The organism is Streptomyces sp. CA-111067 (assembly GCF_050956065.1).
In the GTDB taxonomy this organism is placed as follows: Bacteria; Actinomycetota; Actinomycetes; order Streptomycetales; family Streptomycetaceae; genus Actinacidiphila.
Map to the genome: position 1 here is coordinate 5,082,501 of NZ_CP192103.1, position 13,843 is coordinate 5,096,343.

Consider the following 13,843-nt stretch of genomic DNA (forward strand, 5'->3'; position numbering starts at 1 on the left):
GCACTACGAGTAAAGATGCTCGTTTCGCGCAGCAGGACGGAAAGACCCCGGGACCTTTACTATAGCTTGATATTGGTGTTCGGTTCGGCTTGTGTAGGATAGGTGGGAGACTGTGAGCCGGTGGCGCCAGCCATCGGGGAGTCGTCGTTGAAATACCACTCTGGTCGTGCTGGATGTCTAACCTCGGTCCGTGATCCGGATCAGGGACAGTGTCTGGTGGGTAGTTTAACTGGGGCGGTTGCCTCCTAAAGAGTAACGGAGGCGCCCAAAGGTTCCCTCAGCCTGGTTGGCAATCAGGTGTTGAGTGTAAGTGCACAAGGGAGCTTGACTGTGAGACTGACGGGTCGAGCAGGTACGAAAGTAGGGACTAGTGATCCGGCGGTGGCTTGTGGAAGCGCCGTCGCTCAACGGATAAAAGGTACCCCGGGGATAACAGGCTGATCTTCCCCAAGAGTCCATATCGACGGGATGGTTTGGCACCTCGATGTCGGCTCGTCGCATCCTGGGGCTGGAGTCGGTCCCAAGGGTTGGGCTGTTCGCCCATTAAAGCGGTACGCGAGCTGGGTTTAGAACGTCGTGAGACAGTTCGGTCCCTATCCGCTGCGCGCGTAGGAGTCTTGAGAAGGGCTGTCCCTAGTACGAGAGGACCGGGACGGACGAACCTCTGGTGTGCCAGTTGTCCTGCCAAGGGCATGGCTGGTTGGCTACGTTCGGGAGGGATAACCGCTGAAAGCATCTAAGCGGGAAGCCTGCTTCGAGATGAGGACTCCCACCCCCTTGAGGGGGTAAGGCTCCCAGTAGACGACTGGGTTGATAGGCCGGATGTGGAAGCCCTGTGAGGGGTGGAGCTGACCGGTACTAATAGGCCGAGGGCTTGTCCATAGTTGTACGCGTCCACTGTGTAGTTCTGAGGCAACCAGCGTGTTGTACCGCTGTTGTTTCATTGTGTTTCGGTGGTCATAGCGTGAGGGAAACGCCCGGTTACATTCCGAACCCGGAAGCTAAGCCTCAAAGCGCCGATGGTACTGCAGGGGGGACCCTGTGGGAGAGTAGGACGCCGCCGAACAAATTTTAGATTGAAGTGTGCCTCAGCCCCCGAGTCTTCGACTCGGGGGCTGAGGCATTTCTGCGTTCAGACGCCGGCCGTTCAGGCGATGCGGGCCAGGTCGTCCGGGAGCACCTTGCCGAGCAGTGGCTCGCCGCTGATCCAGCGCTCCACCTCGTCGACCGCGTAGGCGCCCAAGCGCTGGACCTCGGTGCCCTGGCAGCCGGCGATGTGCGGGGTGAGCAGCACGTTCGGCAGTGCGTGCAACGGGTGGTCGACGGGGAGCGGTTCGGGGTCGGTCACGTCGAGGTAGGCGTCGATCCGTCCCGTCGCGCACTCCAGGGTGAGCGCGGCGGTGTCGATGAGCCGGCCGCGTGCCGTGTTGATGACCGCCGTCCCGTCGCGGAGCAGGTGCAGACGGTGGGCGTTCAGCAGGTGGTGGGTCTCGGGGAGGTCGGGGGCGTGCACGGTCACGATGTCCGACGTCTCGCACAGCTCGTCGAGGCCGACGAGTTCGACGCCCAGGGCCGCGGCGTCCGCGGGACTGACGTAGGGGTCGGCGACCAGGACGCGGAACCCGGCGGGGGAGGCGAGCAGCCCGGCGATCACGCCCCGGCCGATGCGGGAGGCGCCGATGACGCCGATGACCGCGCTGTCGGCGCCCCGCCGATCGTGGAAGCCGGGGAGCAGGCCGTGCGCGTAGTCGGCGGCGGTGCCCAGGGCGCGCCGGGCCGCGAGCGTGATGGTGGCCAGGGTGAACTGGATGACCGGGCCGGCGTTGGCGTCGGCCGCCGAGGAGACGGCGATGCCGCGCTGCCAGACCTCCGGCCTGATGTGCCCCTTCACGCTGCCGGCCGCGTGCAGCACGGCCCGCAGCCGGGGAGCGCGGGTCAGCATCGCGCTGTCGATGACCGGGGACTCCCAGCCGGTGAGCAGCAGTTCGGCGTCCGTCAGTGCTTCGTGGGCGTCCTCGGCCGGGGTGTCCTCGGTCAGTACGGCGGGGTGGACGTCCGCCAGCTCGTCGAGGCGTGCGCGGAGCGCGGCGGGAAGGACCAGGTCCACGATGTCCGGGCGCATCGCCAGCACGAGTTTCGGCCGGTCCGGCATGGACTGCCCTCCAAATGTAATCGGTTACTTTCCGGTGCACGCAGGTTAATCGTGCTGCCGGGGCCGGTCAACGGCGATCTCCGCCGGTCGGGTCTGCCGCCGTGGCCGCCAGGACCTCCGCCGTCCGGGCCCGGCGCCACTACGCTGAGCGGCAGCGTGTGGGCGGGTAGCGATCGGATGGGCGGGGATGGCGGAAACTGCACCAGTGCCGGGGCCGGGCGACCGAGCCCGGCGGACCACCATCCGGGACGTCGCCGACCGGGCCGGCGTCTCCGTCGCCACGGTGTCGCGCGTGCTCGCCGGGAACTACCCGACGTCGGCCGCTGCCCGCGCCAAGGTGCTGCGGGCGGTGAAGGACCTCGACTACGTCATCGACGGGCGAGCCCGCGCGCTGGCCGGCACCGGGCCCAAGACCGTGGCCGTCGTCGTCATGTCCGTCGACAGCCCGTTCTACGGCGCTGTCGCGCAGGGCGTCGAGCAGGAGGCCGCCGCGCAGGGCCGGTTGTGCATGGTGTGCACCTACGGCGGGGACGTGGCCCGCGAGTTGGCGCTGATCCAGATGATGCGGGAGCAGCGCGCCGAGATCGTGATCCTGGTGGGCGGCGCCGTCGAGGACGAGTCCTACCGGGCCCGGCTCGCCGAGTACGCGCACGGGTTGGCCGCCGCCGGCTCCCGGCTGGTGCTGTGCGGGCGGCCCGCGCCGAGCCCCGACATGCCGGTGCTCGTCGTCGAGTACGACAACGAGGCGGGCGCGTACGCGATCGTCAGCCATCTGCTGTCCGCCGGCCACCGCAGGATCCAGTACCTGGGCATGATCCCCGGGCACAGCACCGTCGAGCCGCGGGTCCGCGGGTACCGGCGGGCGCTGGCCGATCACGGGCTCGGCCCCGAGCAGGTGCGGATCGCCGGGGCCGGTCTCGGCCGGCCGAACGGGTACGCGGCGATGCGCGAGTTGCTGGCCGGGTGCGGTGGACGGCCGGACTTCACGGCGGTGTTCGCCGGCGACGACGAGTCGGCGGCGGGGGCGATGGCCGCGCTGCGCGAGTACGGGCTGCGAACGCCGGAGGACGTCTCGGTGGTCGGGTACAACAACGACGACATCGCGCAGGATCTGAGCGCGCCGCTCACCACGGTGAACATCCCGTCCTACGAGTTGGGCCGCAGCGCGGTGCGGCTCGCTCTGGCGGAGGGGGGCGCGGCGCGCGGGAGCGGGCAGGTACGGCATGTGCTGGGTACGCACATTGTGCTGAGGGAGTCGGTGCGGAGGGTGGGGGGTCGCGAACGCTGAGCGGCCTGCGGCCCGCTTCGCCCGATTCGGTTCGCGCCGCTGCCCGGCGCGCGCCCCTGCGGGTCGCGTATGCCCCGTTGCGGTGGGGCCCCCGTCTGCCGCGCCGTCGTGGCTTGTCGCGCCCACGCGGCGGCAGCCGCAGATCGACAACAGCCCCGCGCCCCTGGTGATGCCGGGGTACGTCGCGCCCACGCGGCGGCAGCCGCAGATCGACAACAGCCCCGCGCCCCTTTCGGGTCGCGTCTGCCGCGTCGCAGTTACGTCGCCGTGTGCCGCGCCGTCGTGGCTTGTCGCGCCCACGCGGCGGCAGCCGCGGGTCAGATGCAGGTTCGCGGGGGCCTCAGCCGGACCTCCGCGCTGCCGCGCGGTAGGCGTCGAGGATGTCTTGGCGGAGGAGGGAGGCGAAGCCGGCTGATTCTAGGCGGAGGGCCAACTGGGGCTCGGTGAGGTGGAGGGCTTCGGCGGTGCGGGGGAGGTGCCAGTCGTGGGCTGCCAGGCGGGTGAGGAGGTGGCCGCGGCGGGTTTGGGTCTGGGAGAGGCGGAAGGTCTTGAGGTAGGCGAGGTGGCCGTCCGGGGTGGTGATGGTCTCGCCGATGTGGTTCTCCTCGCCGAGGCGGAAGTCGGGGAGGAAGCGGTTGAGGGTGAACGGGCCGGCCCGGTAGACGCGTTGGGCGGTGTAGGCGGGGTCGAGCAGTCCGGCGGCCATGGTGCCGTCGTGGAAGTCGGCCCAGGCGCGCTGCTGTTGGGTGACGGCGTCGCGCAGGTCGGCGAGGCTGCGCACGTCGTCGCCCAGCCGCGGTACGAAGTCGGGTACCGGCGCGCTCAACAGGGCGTACTGGTGGATCAGTTCGCCGTACAGGTCCTGGACCATCGTGCTGTGCAGCGCCCGGTAGTCGTCCGGGTGCGGGACGACGAAGGCCGCCGCGAGGGCGTCCGCCGCGTAGAGGAGCACGCCGCACTGGCCCGGGTGGATCTCGAACATCCGCAGCGCGTCGCCGAGTCCGCGCACCTCCGTGCCCGCGTACGCCTCTTCCGCGCGCGGCGACAGGCCGCTGCGGATCGCCCGCCGCGACCACTCCTCCCAGGCGATCACCGGGCCGCCGAAGTGCAGCGCCAGGTAGCCGTCCAGGGCGAGGTGCAGCGGCAGGAAGCGCAGCCGGTGCTTGGCCTCGCGGCGGGCCATCCGGCGGTGCGCCCGGAGCGGCATGTACGCCACGGGCTCGTCGGCGCCGTGCGGCCGGCCGCGGCCGTGCCGCTGGTCCTGGCCGCCCAGTTGGGTGCCGTAGGCGGCGCTCGGCCCGGGGTCGCCGGAGCCCGCGCCCCAGTCGGCGACGAAGCCGTGCGGGATGTAGGACACGTAGTCGGTGCGCGGCCCGACCTGGACGACGCCGAGGCCCGGCCCGTACAGCTCCGCGTGCAGCCGCAGGCCCGGCACCGGCTCGGCGCGCAGCAGCGGCACCAGCCGGATGCCGCCCCATACCTGCGCGGGGCCGGAGGTGAGCCCTGCCAGGTCGAGCCGCATGCTCGTGTCGCGGGTGGTGGTCATCGGGGGGCCTCCGTCCGGGGCGGTGCGAGGAACGCGGTGACGCGGGCCTCCAGGTGGGCACGCAGTTCCGGCAGGCCGGTGCGGCCGGTGGCGAACCGGGCGAGTGCCACCAGCGACGGCAGGTCCTCGGCGTCGCGGATGCCCGCCGTGGGGACGGCCGGCGACAGCCGCCTGACCTCGTAACCGGTCGCGTCGTACACGGGGTTGAGGTGCACGATCGCGATCCGGCCCGCGGGGTCGAGGCGTTCATGCCAGACGCGCAGCACCTCGGCCGCCAGGCCCGGGGGCGCGTTGTCCCAGCCGTCGGAGACGATGACCACCTGGTCGGGTGCGGCGCTCGGCGTCGTGTCGAGCGCGTCCAGGATGCGCGCGCCCAGCGGTGTGGCGCCGTACGGGAAGGCCAGCAGGGCGTCGTCCCGCCCGGAGGTCCACAGCGGGGTGTAGCCGGACGCCAGCGCCTCCAGCAGGAAGTGCGCGGCCAGCGCGACCGCCAGCGGGCGGCGGCGCTTCTGGCCGGAGGCGTAGGCGGAGAAGCTGTCGTCCAGGACGGCCGACAGCCGGCCCCAGGTGCCGGCGGCCCGGCCCGCCGTGCGGGCCGCGGCGGCGCGCAGCGCGCCGGTCAACTCGGTCCGGCGCGCGACCCGTTCGTCCAGCGGCAGGCCGAGTACGTAGGTCGCGAGCCGGGTCAGCGGCAGCCGGCCGAGGTCGGTGGCGACGGAGCCCGCGCCCAGTGCCGAGGCGGAGGTCTGGAGCCGCAGCCGCTCAAGGCGGGTCATCCGCGGGGTGATCCGGTCGAGGAACACCGCGCGGTCCATGCCGTGTTTGGCTGCGAAGCCTTCCGCGACGGTGAACGGCAGCTCGTAGACCGCCGCCTGCTCGTAGTGGGCGCGGCGCCAGGTCTCCAGCAGCGGGGCGGTGTAGCGGGGGCGGCTGCCGGGCGCGAACAGGAACGGGCCCAACTCCTCCTGCGCCGGGCGCAGATGGCCGTGCCGCAGGGCGCTCTTCATTCCGGCGCGGTACTTGACCGCGTCGAACGTGGGGTCGGGCCTGGCGGCCAGCCAGTCGCGCATGATGGCCCGGGTGCGGCGGTTGTTGATCCTGGCCCGGCGCAGCGCGCCGAACAGCGCGTAGACCCGCTGCGGCGGCAGCAGCCGCAGCCGCGCGGCGATCAACGCGCCCTCCCGGCGGCGCTGTTCGACCGGCACCTCGGCGGCGCTCGCCAGCAGGCCGCGGATGATCAGCGCCGCGTTGTGGTCGTTGATGTCGAGGGCGAGCGTGGCGGCGTACAGGTCGCGGTAGTTGCCGAGCAGGTACGCATGCAGGAAGTCCAGCGAGAGCCGCTGCTCGTAGGCGTCGGTGTGGAACTCGCGCTGGCCGGTGGCGGTGATGGCGGCGTTGACGAAGAGCAGCACGTCCTCGGCGGCGATCAGGCCGGTCGGGCCGGTGGGGCTGGTGGGCCCGGCCGGTCCGGCCGGGCCGGTAAGGCCCCCGGCGGGCGGCTGCGGCGGCACGGTGGACACCGGAGCTCCTCGGTGGTGCGGACAGCCGCGACCGGGGCCGCGGAACGAAGCGGAACGAAAGAGGTGGGTGCCGGCCGGGGTGTGAGGGCACGAGCAGCGAATCGTTGCATTAAAGGCAGGTTCCGGAAGTCGCACCTGAGTCCCGCGGCCGGCCCTGGCACCGTAACAGCCCGTACGGCCCCGGCTCTGCCGGTTTTCCGGGCTGCGGAGGCGGCAACGAGGGCGCCGCGCCCCGGGGATGGGCCGCTCAGTGGATCCGCAGCGCGTCCGGTACCGACGGCGGGAGCGCGTTCGCCGTCTCGTCGCCCAACGCCAGGCGCACGTCGGCCTGTTGCCACAGCGGGGCGTGCCAGCGGGCCAGCGCCTGCTCGGTGGAGCGGAAGACCGCAAGCGTGGGCAGGCCCGCGAGGTGGCCCGCGTCGAGCAGCTCGGGCAGGCCGGGGAACGGCGCGAGCGCGGCGACGTCGTCGAGGACGAAGGTCATTGGTGGGTCGAGCCGGCTGGCGGATGACCCTGCGGCCATGCGCCGGCCGTGCTCGACCACGCTGGAGACGAGTGCGGTGAGCAGGGGCATCGCACCCAGGTGGGTGCGGGGGTCCTCGATCCGCTCGCCCACCACGTAAAGCGTGCCCAGTTCCGCGGCGAATGACTCCACGTCGAGCCCACCGGTCCTGCCCGGATTGCAGGCGTCGCGGATGTGCACCGCGTTGAGCGGTTCGAGGGTCTGCCGGATCAACGCCTGGGCGGCGTCCCGGCGTTCGGGGTGGGCGTGCAGCACGGACTCCAGCTCGCCGCTCCAGCCGGCCGCCGCGTCGATGTCGGTGCGCAGGATCCGGACCGCCTCGCCGCCGATCTGCCCGCCGGACGCCCAGCGCTGCACCTGGCGGAACGGGCGGCCGTCCACCGCGGCCGCGTGCAGCCAGCAGCGCAGCAGCGTCACGGCGGTGTCGTGCACCACGGCCTCGTCGGCGCGGGCGGTGCGCAGCGGGGCCAGCAGCGCCGCCGCGCGTATCGCGGCGGTGCCGGGCCACTCGCACTCGCCGTGCGGCGCCCAGCGCAGCCGCCCGGGCACGTCGAGCAGGTGTGCGGGGTCGTAGACGTGGACGGGGCCGAGCTTGGCCCGGTTGCCGACCGTCTGGTGGTACGTGTCGGGGTCGGCGGTGCTGACGACGACGGGTCCCGCGGCGGCCAGGACGGCCGGCTGCACGATCCGCTTGGCCTTGTCGCCGCGCGGGCCGGCGAACAGCGCGTATGTGCGCAGCACTTCGCCGCCCGCGGCGACGGGGTCGGCGGCGGCAGGACGCCGTACGGTGGCGGGCCGTTCGGCGGGCGGGGCCCCGTCGCCGACCGGCGGCAGCTGGGTGGTCGGCGGGTCCTCGGGCGACCCCGAACCCTCGGGCGACCCCGCCCCGTCCCGCTGGAAGGGCGCGGCGCCCGGCACCGTACGGAACCAGGCGTCCAGCCCGTCGTCGCCCTTGGCGGCCCCCGCCGCTGCCCCCGTCCCGGCGCTGCGCGTGCGCGGCGCGGGCACCGAGGCCCGGGGGTCCGGGAGCCCTGCCGCGGGCCCGTCCGTGTCGGCTGCCTCCGCGCCGTCCGAACGCGCCCGGGCCGCCGCGATCGCCGCCCGGCGCCGGGCCGCCCGGTCCGGGTCCCGCAGCCTCGCCACGATGTTCAGTACCCACACCGCGAGCACCAGCAGCACCATGAGCTGCCCGATGAAGATGCCCCAGAAGAACCCCGAGCCGGGCAGTTCGGCCGGCTTCGCGTCCGGCCAGGCGGCGGCCACGTCGTGCGGCTGCCCGATCAGCGCGCGCATCGCCTGCGGGGTGCGGGTGAAGTGCACACCGCTGGGCCAGCCGCCGTGCGACAGGACGCCGGCGATGCCGGTTCCCGTCCACACCAGTACCGTCACGCCGAGCAGGAAGCCGATCACGCCGACGATCAGACCGTCGGGCAGGCCCCCCGAGGACTCCCTTTCCTGCGCCATGGCGTCAGGTCACCTCACGCCACCGCGTCGTCGGCCATTTGCTTGGCCAGCGCGACCTGGGCCGCCGCGTGCGCCTCGGCGCGCGCCTCCGCTTCCGCCTCTGCCTCGGCCTCCACCTCGGCGGCGTGCTCGACCGAGGTCTCGGTCATCGCGCGGTCGGTGAACACCAGGGGCCGTTCGGTCTCGGTGATCAGGTGCTTGACCACCTGCACATTGCCGTTCACGTCCCAGACCGCGATGCCGGGGGTGAGGGTGGGGATGATCTCCACCGCCCAGCGCGGCAGGCCGAGCACCTTGCCAGTCGCCCGCGCCTCGTCGGCCTTCTGCGCGTAGATGGTCCGGGTGGAGGCCATCTTGAGGATCGCGGCGGCCTCCTTGGCGGCGGCGCCGTCGACCACGTCGGACAGGTGGTGCACCACCGCGACGAAGGACAGGCCGAGCCGGCGGCCGAACTTCAGCAGACGCTGGAACAGCTGGGCCACGAACGGCGAGTTGATGATGTGCCAGGCCTCTTCGACCAGGAAGATACGTTTCCTGCGGTCCGGCCTGATCCAGGTGTGCTCCAGCCAGACGCCGACGATCGCCATCAGGATCGGCATCGCGATCGAGTTGCGGTCGATGTGCGACAGGTCGAAGACGATCAGCGGCGCGTCCAGGTCGATGCCGACGGTGGTCGGCCCGTCGAACATGCCGCGCAGGTCGCCGTCCACCAGCCGGTCCAGGACCAGCGCCACGTCCAGGCCCCAGGCCCTGACGTCGTCGATGTCCACGTTCATGGCCTCGGCGGAGTCGGCCATCGGGTGCCGCAGCCGGTCCACGATGTCGGTCAGGATCGGCTGCCGCTCGGTGATCGTCTCGATCACGTAGGCGTGCGCGACCTTCAGCGCGAAGCCGGACCGCTCGTCCAGGCCGCGGCCCATCGCGACCTCGATGATGGTGCGCAGCAGCGCGAGCTGGCCGGTGAGGGTGATCGCCGGATCCAGCGGGTTGAGCTTGATGCCGCCGTCCAGCGCCGCCATCGGGTCGAGTCGGATCGGGGTGTAGCCGAGCGCCTTGGCGATCAGGTTCCACTCGCCGACGCCGTCCTCGCCCTGCGCGTCGAGCACCACGACCTGCCGGTCGCGGAACCGCAGCTGGCGCAGCACGTAGGTCTTCTCCAGCGCCGACTTGCCGTTGCCGGACTCGCCGAGCACCAGCCAGTGCGGGGCCGGCAGCTGCTGGCCGTACAGCTGGAACGGGTCGTAGATGTAGCCCTTGCCCGAGTACACCTCGCGGCCGATGATCACCCCGGAGTCGCCGAGGCCCGGCGCGGCGGTCGGCAGGTAGACCGCCTGCGCCTGGCCGGTCGAGGTGCGCACCGGCAGCCGCGTCGATTCCACCCGGCCGAACAGGAAGCTGGTGAAAGCGTCGGTGAGTGCCGCGAGAGGGTCCAGCATGGGCATGGCTACAGCCTCTCCTCGGGCGTCAGCGGCGGATGCCGGTGGCGAAGGGCAACGTGTTGACGAATGCCCGGTGGTGTTCACGATCGCACCATTCGAGCTTCAAATACGACTTTCCGGCGGATGCGCGGATGGTGCGCTTGTCGCGCGCCAGCGCTTCCGGGGAGCGTGAGGACACGGTGATGTACCCCACCAGGTTGACGCCGGCGGCGCCGCTCGCCAAGTCCTCGCCGCGCTGGTCGACCCGGCCGTGGTGCGCCACGTCGCGCGGGTCCACCACCCGGTTCATCTTCGCGGCCCTGCTGGCCTCCGCGTCGTCGTTGGTCTTCTCCGTCAGCATCCGCTCGATCGCGACATCGGTGGGCTCCAGGTCCATGGTGACCGCGACCGTCCTGATCACGTCAGGGGTGTGCACCAGCAGCGGCGCCAGGAAGTTCACCCCCACCGGGGTCATCGGCCACTCCCTGACCCAGGCCGTGGAGTGCACCCAGGGCGCGCGGGTCGAGGACTCGCGGGTCTTGGCCTGGAGGTACGTCGGCTCGGTGGCGTCCAGCTCGGCCGGCCACGCGTTGCGCCGGGTCATCGCCTGGATGTGGTCGATGGGGTGGTCCGGGTCGTACATCGAGTGCACCAGTGAGGCCAGCCTGGCCTGGCCGAGCGGCTGCCGTACTCGGATGTCGGCCTCGGCGAGCCGGGCGCAGATGTCGTTGAGCTCGCGGGCCATCACCGCGGCGAGACCGGAGTCCTTGTCCACCTTCGCGCCGCGGGTGGCGGTGGCGCGGGCCATCGCGTTGCCCTCGGCGGACAGCTCCCGGGTGAAGTGCATGCACGCCACCAGGTAGGCGCGGTGCTGCTCCGAGGACGTCGACACCATCGACTGCAGCTGGTCGTAGGAGTCCTTGAGCCAGGGCTCGGCCGCCGGGTCGCCGCGCTGCGCCACGTCCTTGGCGTGCGCGTCGGGGTCGGCGGGCAGCGTGCGGGCCAGCATCTGCAGCCGGGTCACGAAGCCGTCGCCGTTGGCCACGTGCTTGAGCAGCGTGCCGAACCGGTCGACCAGCGCCTCCTGGTCCTCGCTGTCGCGCAGGCCCACGCCCGGGCCCTCGATCTCGATCGCCGCCGTGACCGTACGCCGGTCCACGTGCAGCAGCACCGCGATCTCGTCCGGGCCGAACGGCGCCGCCAGCCACGAGATCCGGCCGATGCCCGGCGGCGGCCCGACCTCGACCTCGCGCCCGTCGAGCGCGATCCCGGCCTCCTGCACGCTCGACCGGTAGGTCGGCGCGACCCGCAGGGTGCGGCGGAAGGTGCGGTTGATCTCGAACCAGCGGTAGAACGTGCGCCGCCGGTAGGGCATGTAGACCGCCGCGAACGCCAGGATCGGCGGCCCGATCAGGCCGACGATCCGCAGCAGGAGTATCGGCACCAGCAGGCCGCACATCATGCCGATACCGGCACCGGCCACGATCAGTGCGATCTCACCGGTCTCCCGGTTCTTGCCCACGATCGCGTTCGGTCGCGCCTTGCCGATCAGATACGTGCGGCGCGGCTGGGCGAAAGGCTGGGTCGTCACCGGCGATCACCTCCCTGCGAAGTGCCGTTGTTCGAGCCCGGGGTCGATCTGAAGGGGGAGGAGCCGAAGCTGTCCTTCGCGCTGCCCTGGCCGCCGGCCCCCTGGCCGGCGCCGGCGCCCCCGGAACCGCTGCCGCCGCCGCGGCTGCCGTGCGCGGCCACGCCGCCGGCCACCGGGTTGGACGGCTGCGCGCCGCCGCCCTGGGCCTGCTCCTGCGGGCCGCCGCGGGCGCTGTGGGTGTTGATGCCCTGCCTGACCATGGTGGCGGGCGAGGAGATCACCGCGGCGGCCGAGCTCTGGCCGCTCGCCTTGCGGCTGTTGCGCAGGCTCACCACGTCGTCGCCGAAGCCCGGCACGAAGCGGTAGATCATGGCGCTGGCGAAGATCGCCAGCAGGATGATGGCGAGACCGGAGACGACGGCGGAGAACGCGTCGGGGCCGTTGTCGGAGGAGGACAGCGCGCCGGCCAGGCTCAGTACGATCACGATCACCGGTTTGACCAGGATCACCGCGATCATGATGCCGGCCCAGCGGCGTACGTGGTGCCACATGTTCTTGTCCACCAGGCCCGCGTAGACGGCGGTGCCGAGCAGTGCGCCGACGTAGAGCAGGGCCGCCCTGATGACCAGTTCCAGCCACAGGATGCCGGCCGCGAGGACCGACACCATCGACACGACGATCAGCATGATCGGGCCGCCGCCGATGTCCTTGCCCTTGGTGAGGGCGCCGGAGAACGAGCCGAAGAAGACGTCGGTGTTGGAGTCGGTGCCCGAGGAGATCACCTCGGTGACGGCGTCGGTGGCCGACACCACGGTGTAGAGGATCAGCGGGGTGAACGCGGAGGCCAGCACCGTCAGCCACAGGAAGCCGACCGCCTCGGTGATCGCCTCGGTCAGCGGGACGCCGCGCACCGCGCGCTTGGCGACCGCGAGCAGCCACAGGATGAGGGTGAGGATGGTGGACGCGGCGAAGACGACGGCGTACTGGCGCAGGAACGCGGTGTTGGTGAAATCCACCTGGCTGGTCTTGGTGACCGCGGCGGACAGCTTGTCGATCGTCCACGCGGCGGCGTCGGCGCAGCCGCGGCCGAGGGAGGCGAGGGGGTCGAGGGTGTCGGTGGGGTTGGTGCTCTTGGCCGGGCCGGAATCGCCCTTGCTGCAGTAGTCCTTGGCGGCGCCGATCAGCGCGTCGCACGGGTTCGAGGTGGTGGCCGACGGGGTCGGGGCCGGCGGGGCCGCCCAGGCGCGCGCCGGCAGTGTCAGGAGGGCCGCGGGGACGGCGGCGCCGACGAAGGCGGCGGAGGCCGCCAGACGGGCACTGAGCCGGGCGTCCCTTGGCGCGCGGGGGCGGGGGTTACCTGGCATAAGTGAAACCTCCGAAGTCCCGTACGGCACCGGCGATCTCGTCAGCGGTGGCGGCCTGGCCGTCGCTGCTCACCGGGGCGGGGCCGGCGGTCTGGCTGGACGACTGGATCTTCCAGTCGCCGCTGAGCCAGACGAGCTTCTCGGTGACGGTGAACCAGTCGCTGGTGACCGGCTTCGTGGAGCCGGTGCCTGCCAGGCCGATCAGATCGGTGCACCAGACCTGGACGGTCATCGTGTCGGCCGCGTTCGTGGTGACCTTGGTGCCGACCGGCACGGTGCGGGAGACGAAGGTGAGGCCGGCCGGCGCGGTGCCGTCCGGCTGGAGGCCGAGGCGCTTGAGGGCCTCGCCGGAATACGCCTGGTCCAGGGAGCCCTGGAGCTTGGCGGTCACCGACGGGTCGTGGATGGCGGCCACGATCTGGTGCCGCCGGTCGGTGTTGAACATGTCGGCGGAGCCGAGCGCCACCGCGTAGTTCGCCGCAGCCGACTGGGCGCCCGGCGCGTCGTGGGTGTATCCGGCCGGGATGCCGTCCGCCTTGCCGGTGGCCGGCTTGCCGCCGCTGGGCGCGGTGGAGGTGGCGGCGCCGTCCTTGGCGCTGCCGGAGTCCGCCGAGCTGCTCGTCCCGGCGGTGGTCCCGGTGCCGGTGTCGGTGCCGCCGCCGTCGGTGCGGTGCTGGCCGCGGTTGGCGAAGGCCAGCGCGGCGATCAGCAGCACGATGATGCTCACCACCGTGACCAGGGCGCGCCGCGGCTGGGAGCGGCGGCCGCCGCCGCTGCCCCCTGAGTGGCCGCCGTGGCCCTCGGGCATCCGGGTGCGGGTCGGGGGACCGTCCTGGCCGAGGCTCATCGCGGCGTCGCCCCCCGGGGTGCCGCGGGCACGCCGGAGCGGCGCCTGTCGCGGACGGCACCGCTGCTTGGTTGAGTGGGCATCAGCACGCAGCCTCTGAGGGGAGGTGGAGCCGGGACGGGCTCCAGGG

At 72.1% G+C, this 13,843-nt stretch carries 9 protein-coding genes and 2 rRNA genes (1 of these 11 running past the window's edge); 3 read left to right on the plus strand and 8 right to left on the minus strand.

Features of this window, described 5'->3' with window-relative positions:
* A 23S ribosomal RNA gene (locus ACQPW6_RS22185) occupies positions 1 to 882 on the plus strand (it extends 2,243 nt beyond the left edge of the window).
* Between the two features lie 67 nt (positions 883 to 949).
* A 5S ribosomal RNA gene (rrf, locus tag ACQPW6_RS22190) occupies positions 950 to 1,066 on the plus strand.
* A gap of 81 nt (positions 1,067 to 1,147) precedes the next feature.
* Here the strand turns inward: rrf and ACQPW6_RS22195 are convergent.
* The gene (locus ACQPW6_RS22195) at positions 1,148 to 2,152 is read right to left on the minus strand and encodes a hydroxyacid dehydrogenase (RefSeq protein ID WP_433891419.1); all 1,005 of its coding nucleotides are present in this window, start codon (positions 2,150 to 2,152) and stop codon (positions 1,148 to 1,150) included.
* A 205-nt stretch (positions 2,153 to 2,357) separates the two neighbouring features.
* Here ACQPW6_RS22195 and ACQPW6_RS22200 point away from each other — a divergent pair, with 205 nt between their 5' ends.
* A complete protein-coding gene (locus ACQPW6_RS22200; protein WP_433891420.1) occupies positions 2,358 to 3,440 on the plus strand; it encodes a LacI family DNA-binding transcriptional regulator in 1,083 nt (360 codons plus the stop codon).
* A gap of 340 nt (positions 3,441 to 3,780) precedes the next feature.
* Here ACQPW6_RS22200 and ACQPW6_RS22205 read toward each other — a convergent pair whose 3' ends face one another.
* From ACQPW6_RS22205 to ACQPW6_RS22235, 7 genes are all read right to left on the minus strand, one after another.
* Entirely contained in the window at positions 3,781 to 4,986 is a 1,206-nt protein-coding gene (locus ACQPW6_RS22205) for an ARPP-2 domain-containing protein (RefSeq protein ID WP_433891421.1), read from the minus strand.
* Entirely contained in the window at positions 4,983 to 6,413 is a 1,431-nt protein-coding gene (locus ACQPW6_RS22210; protein ID WP_433894616.1) for a hypothetical protein, read from the minus strand. The genes ACQPW6_RS22205 and ACQPW6_RS22210 overlap by 4 nt, the downstream gene beginning before the upstream one ends.
* Positions 6,414 to 6,753: 340 nt before the next feature.
* Positions 6,754 to 8,493, minus strand: a complete 1,740-nt coding sequence (locus ACQPW6_RS22215) for a type VI secretion protein (protein ID WP_433891422.1) — start codon at positions 8,491 to 8,493, stop codon at positions 6,754 to 6,756.
* 14 nt (positions 8,494 to 8,507) lie between these two features.
* The gene (locus tag ACQPW6_RS22220; protein WP_433894617.1) at positions 8,508 to 9,929 is read right to left on the minus strand and encodes an ATP-binding protein; all 1,422 of its coding nucleotides are present in this window, start codon (positions 9,927 to 9,929) and stop codon (positions 8,508 to 8,510) included.
* A gap of 28 nt (positions 9,930 to 9,957) precedes the next feature.
* A complete protein-coding gene (locus ACQPW6_RS22225) occupies positions 9,958 to 11,502 on the minus strand; it encodes an SCO6880 family protein (protein WP_433891423.1) in 1,545 nt (514 codons plus the stop codon).
* Complete coding sequence (locus tag ACQPW6_RS22230) at positions 11,499 to 12,866, minus strand: hypothetical protein (protein WP_433891424.1); 1,368 nt, start codon at positions 12,864 to 12,866, stop codon at positions 11,499 to 11,501. The genes ACQPW6_RS22225 and ACQPW6_RS22230 overlap by 4 nt, the downstream gene beginning before the upstream one ends.
* Complete coding sequence (locus tag ACQPW6_RS22235) at positions 12,856 to 13,713, minus strand: hypothetical protein (RefSeq protein ID WP_433891425.1); 858 nt, start codon at positions 13,711 to 13,713, stop codon at positions 12,856 to 12,858. Before ACQPW6_RS22235 ends, ACQPW6_RS22230 begins: the two co-directional genes overlap by 11 nt.
* Positions 13,714 to 13,843: the final 130 nt, after the last annotated feature.

Excerpts from the sequence above, each read along its gene's own strand:
- ACQPW6_RS22195 (WP_433891419.1), bottom strand. The coding sequence starts at position 2,152 with ATGCCGGACCGGCCGAAACTCGTGCTGGCGATGCGCCCGGACATCGTG.
- ACQPW6_RS22205 (WP_433891421.1), bottom strand. The coding sequence starts at position 4,986 with ATGACCACCACCCGCGACACGAGCATGCGGCTCGACCTGGCAGGGCTC.
- ACQPW6_RS22215 (WP_433891422.1), bottom strand. The coding sequence starts at position 8,493 with ATGGCGCAGGAAAGGGAGTCCTCGGGGGGCCTGCCCGACGGTCTGATC.
- ACQPW6_RS22220 (WP_433894617.1), bottom strand. The coding sequence starts at position 9,929 with ATGCTGGACCCTCTCGCGGCACTCACCGACGCTTTCACCAGCTTCCTG.
- ACQPW6_RS22230 (WP_433891424.1), bottom strand. The coding sequence starts at position 12,866 with ATGCCAGGTAACCCCCGCCCCCGCGCGCCAAGGGACGCCCGGCTCAGT.
- ACQPW6_RS22235 (WP_433891425.1), bottom strand. The coding sequence starts at position 13,713 with ATGAGCCTCGGCCAGGACGGTCCCCCGACCCGCACCCGGATGCCCGAG.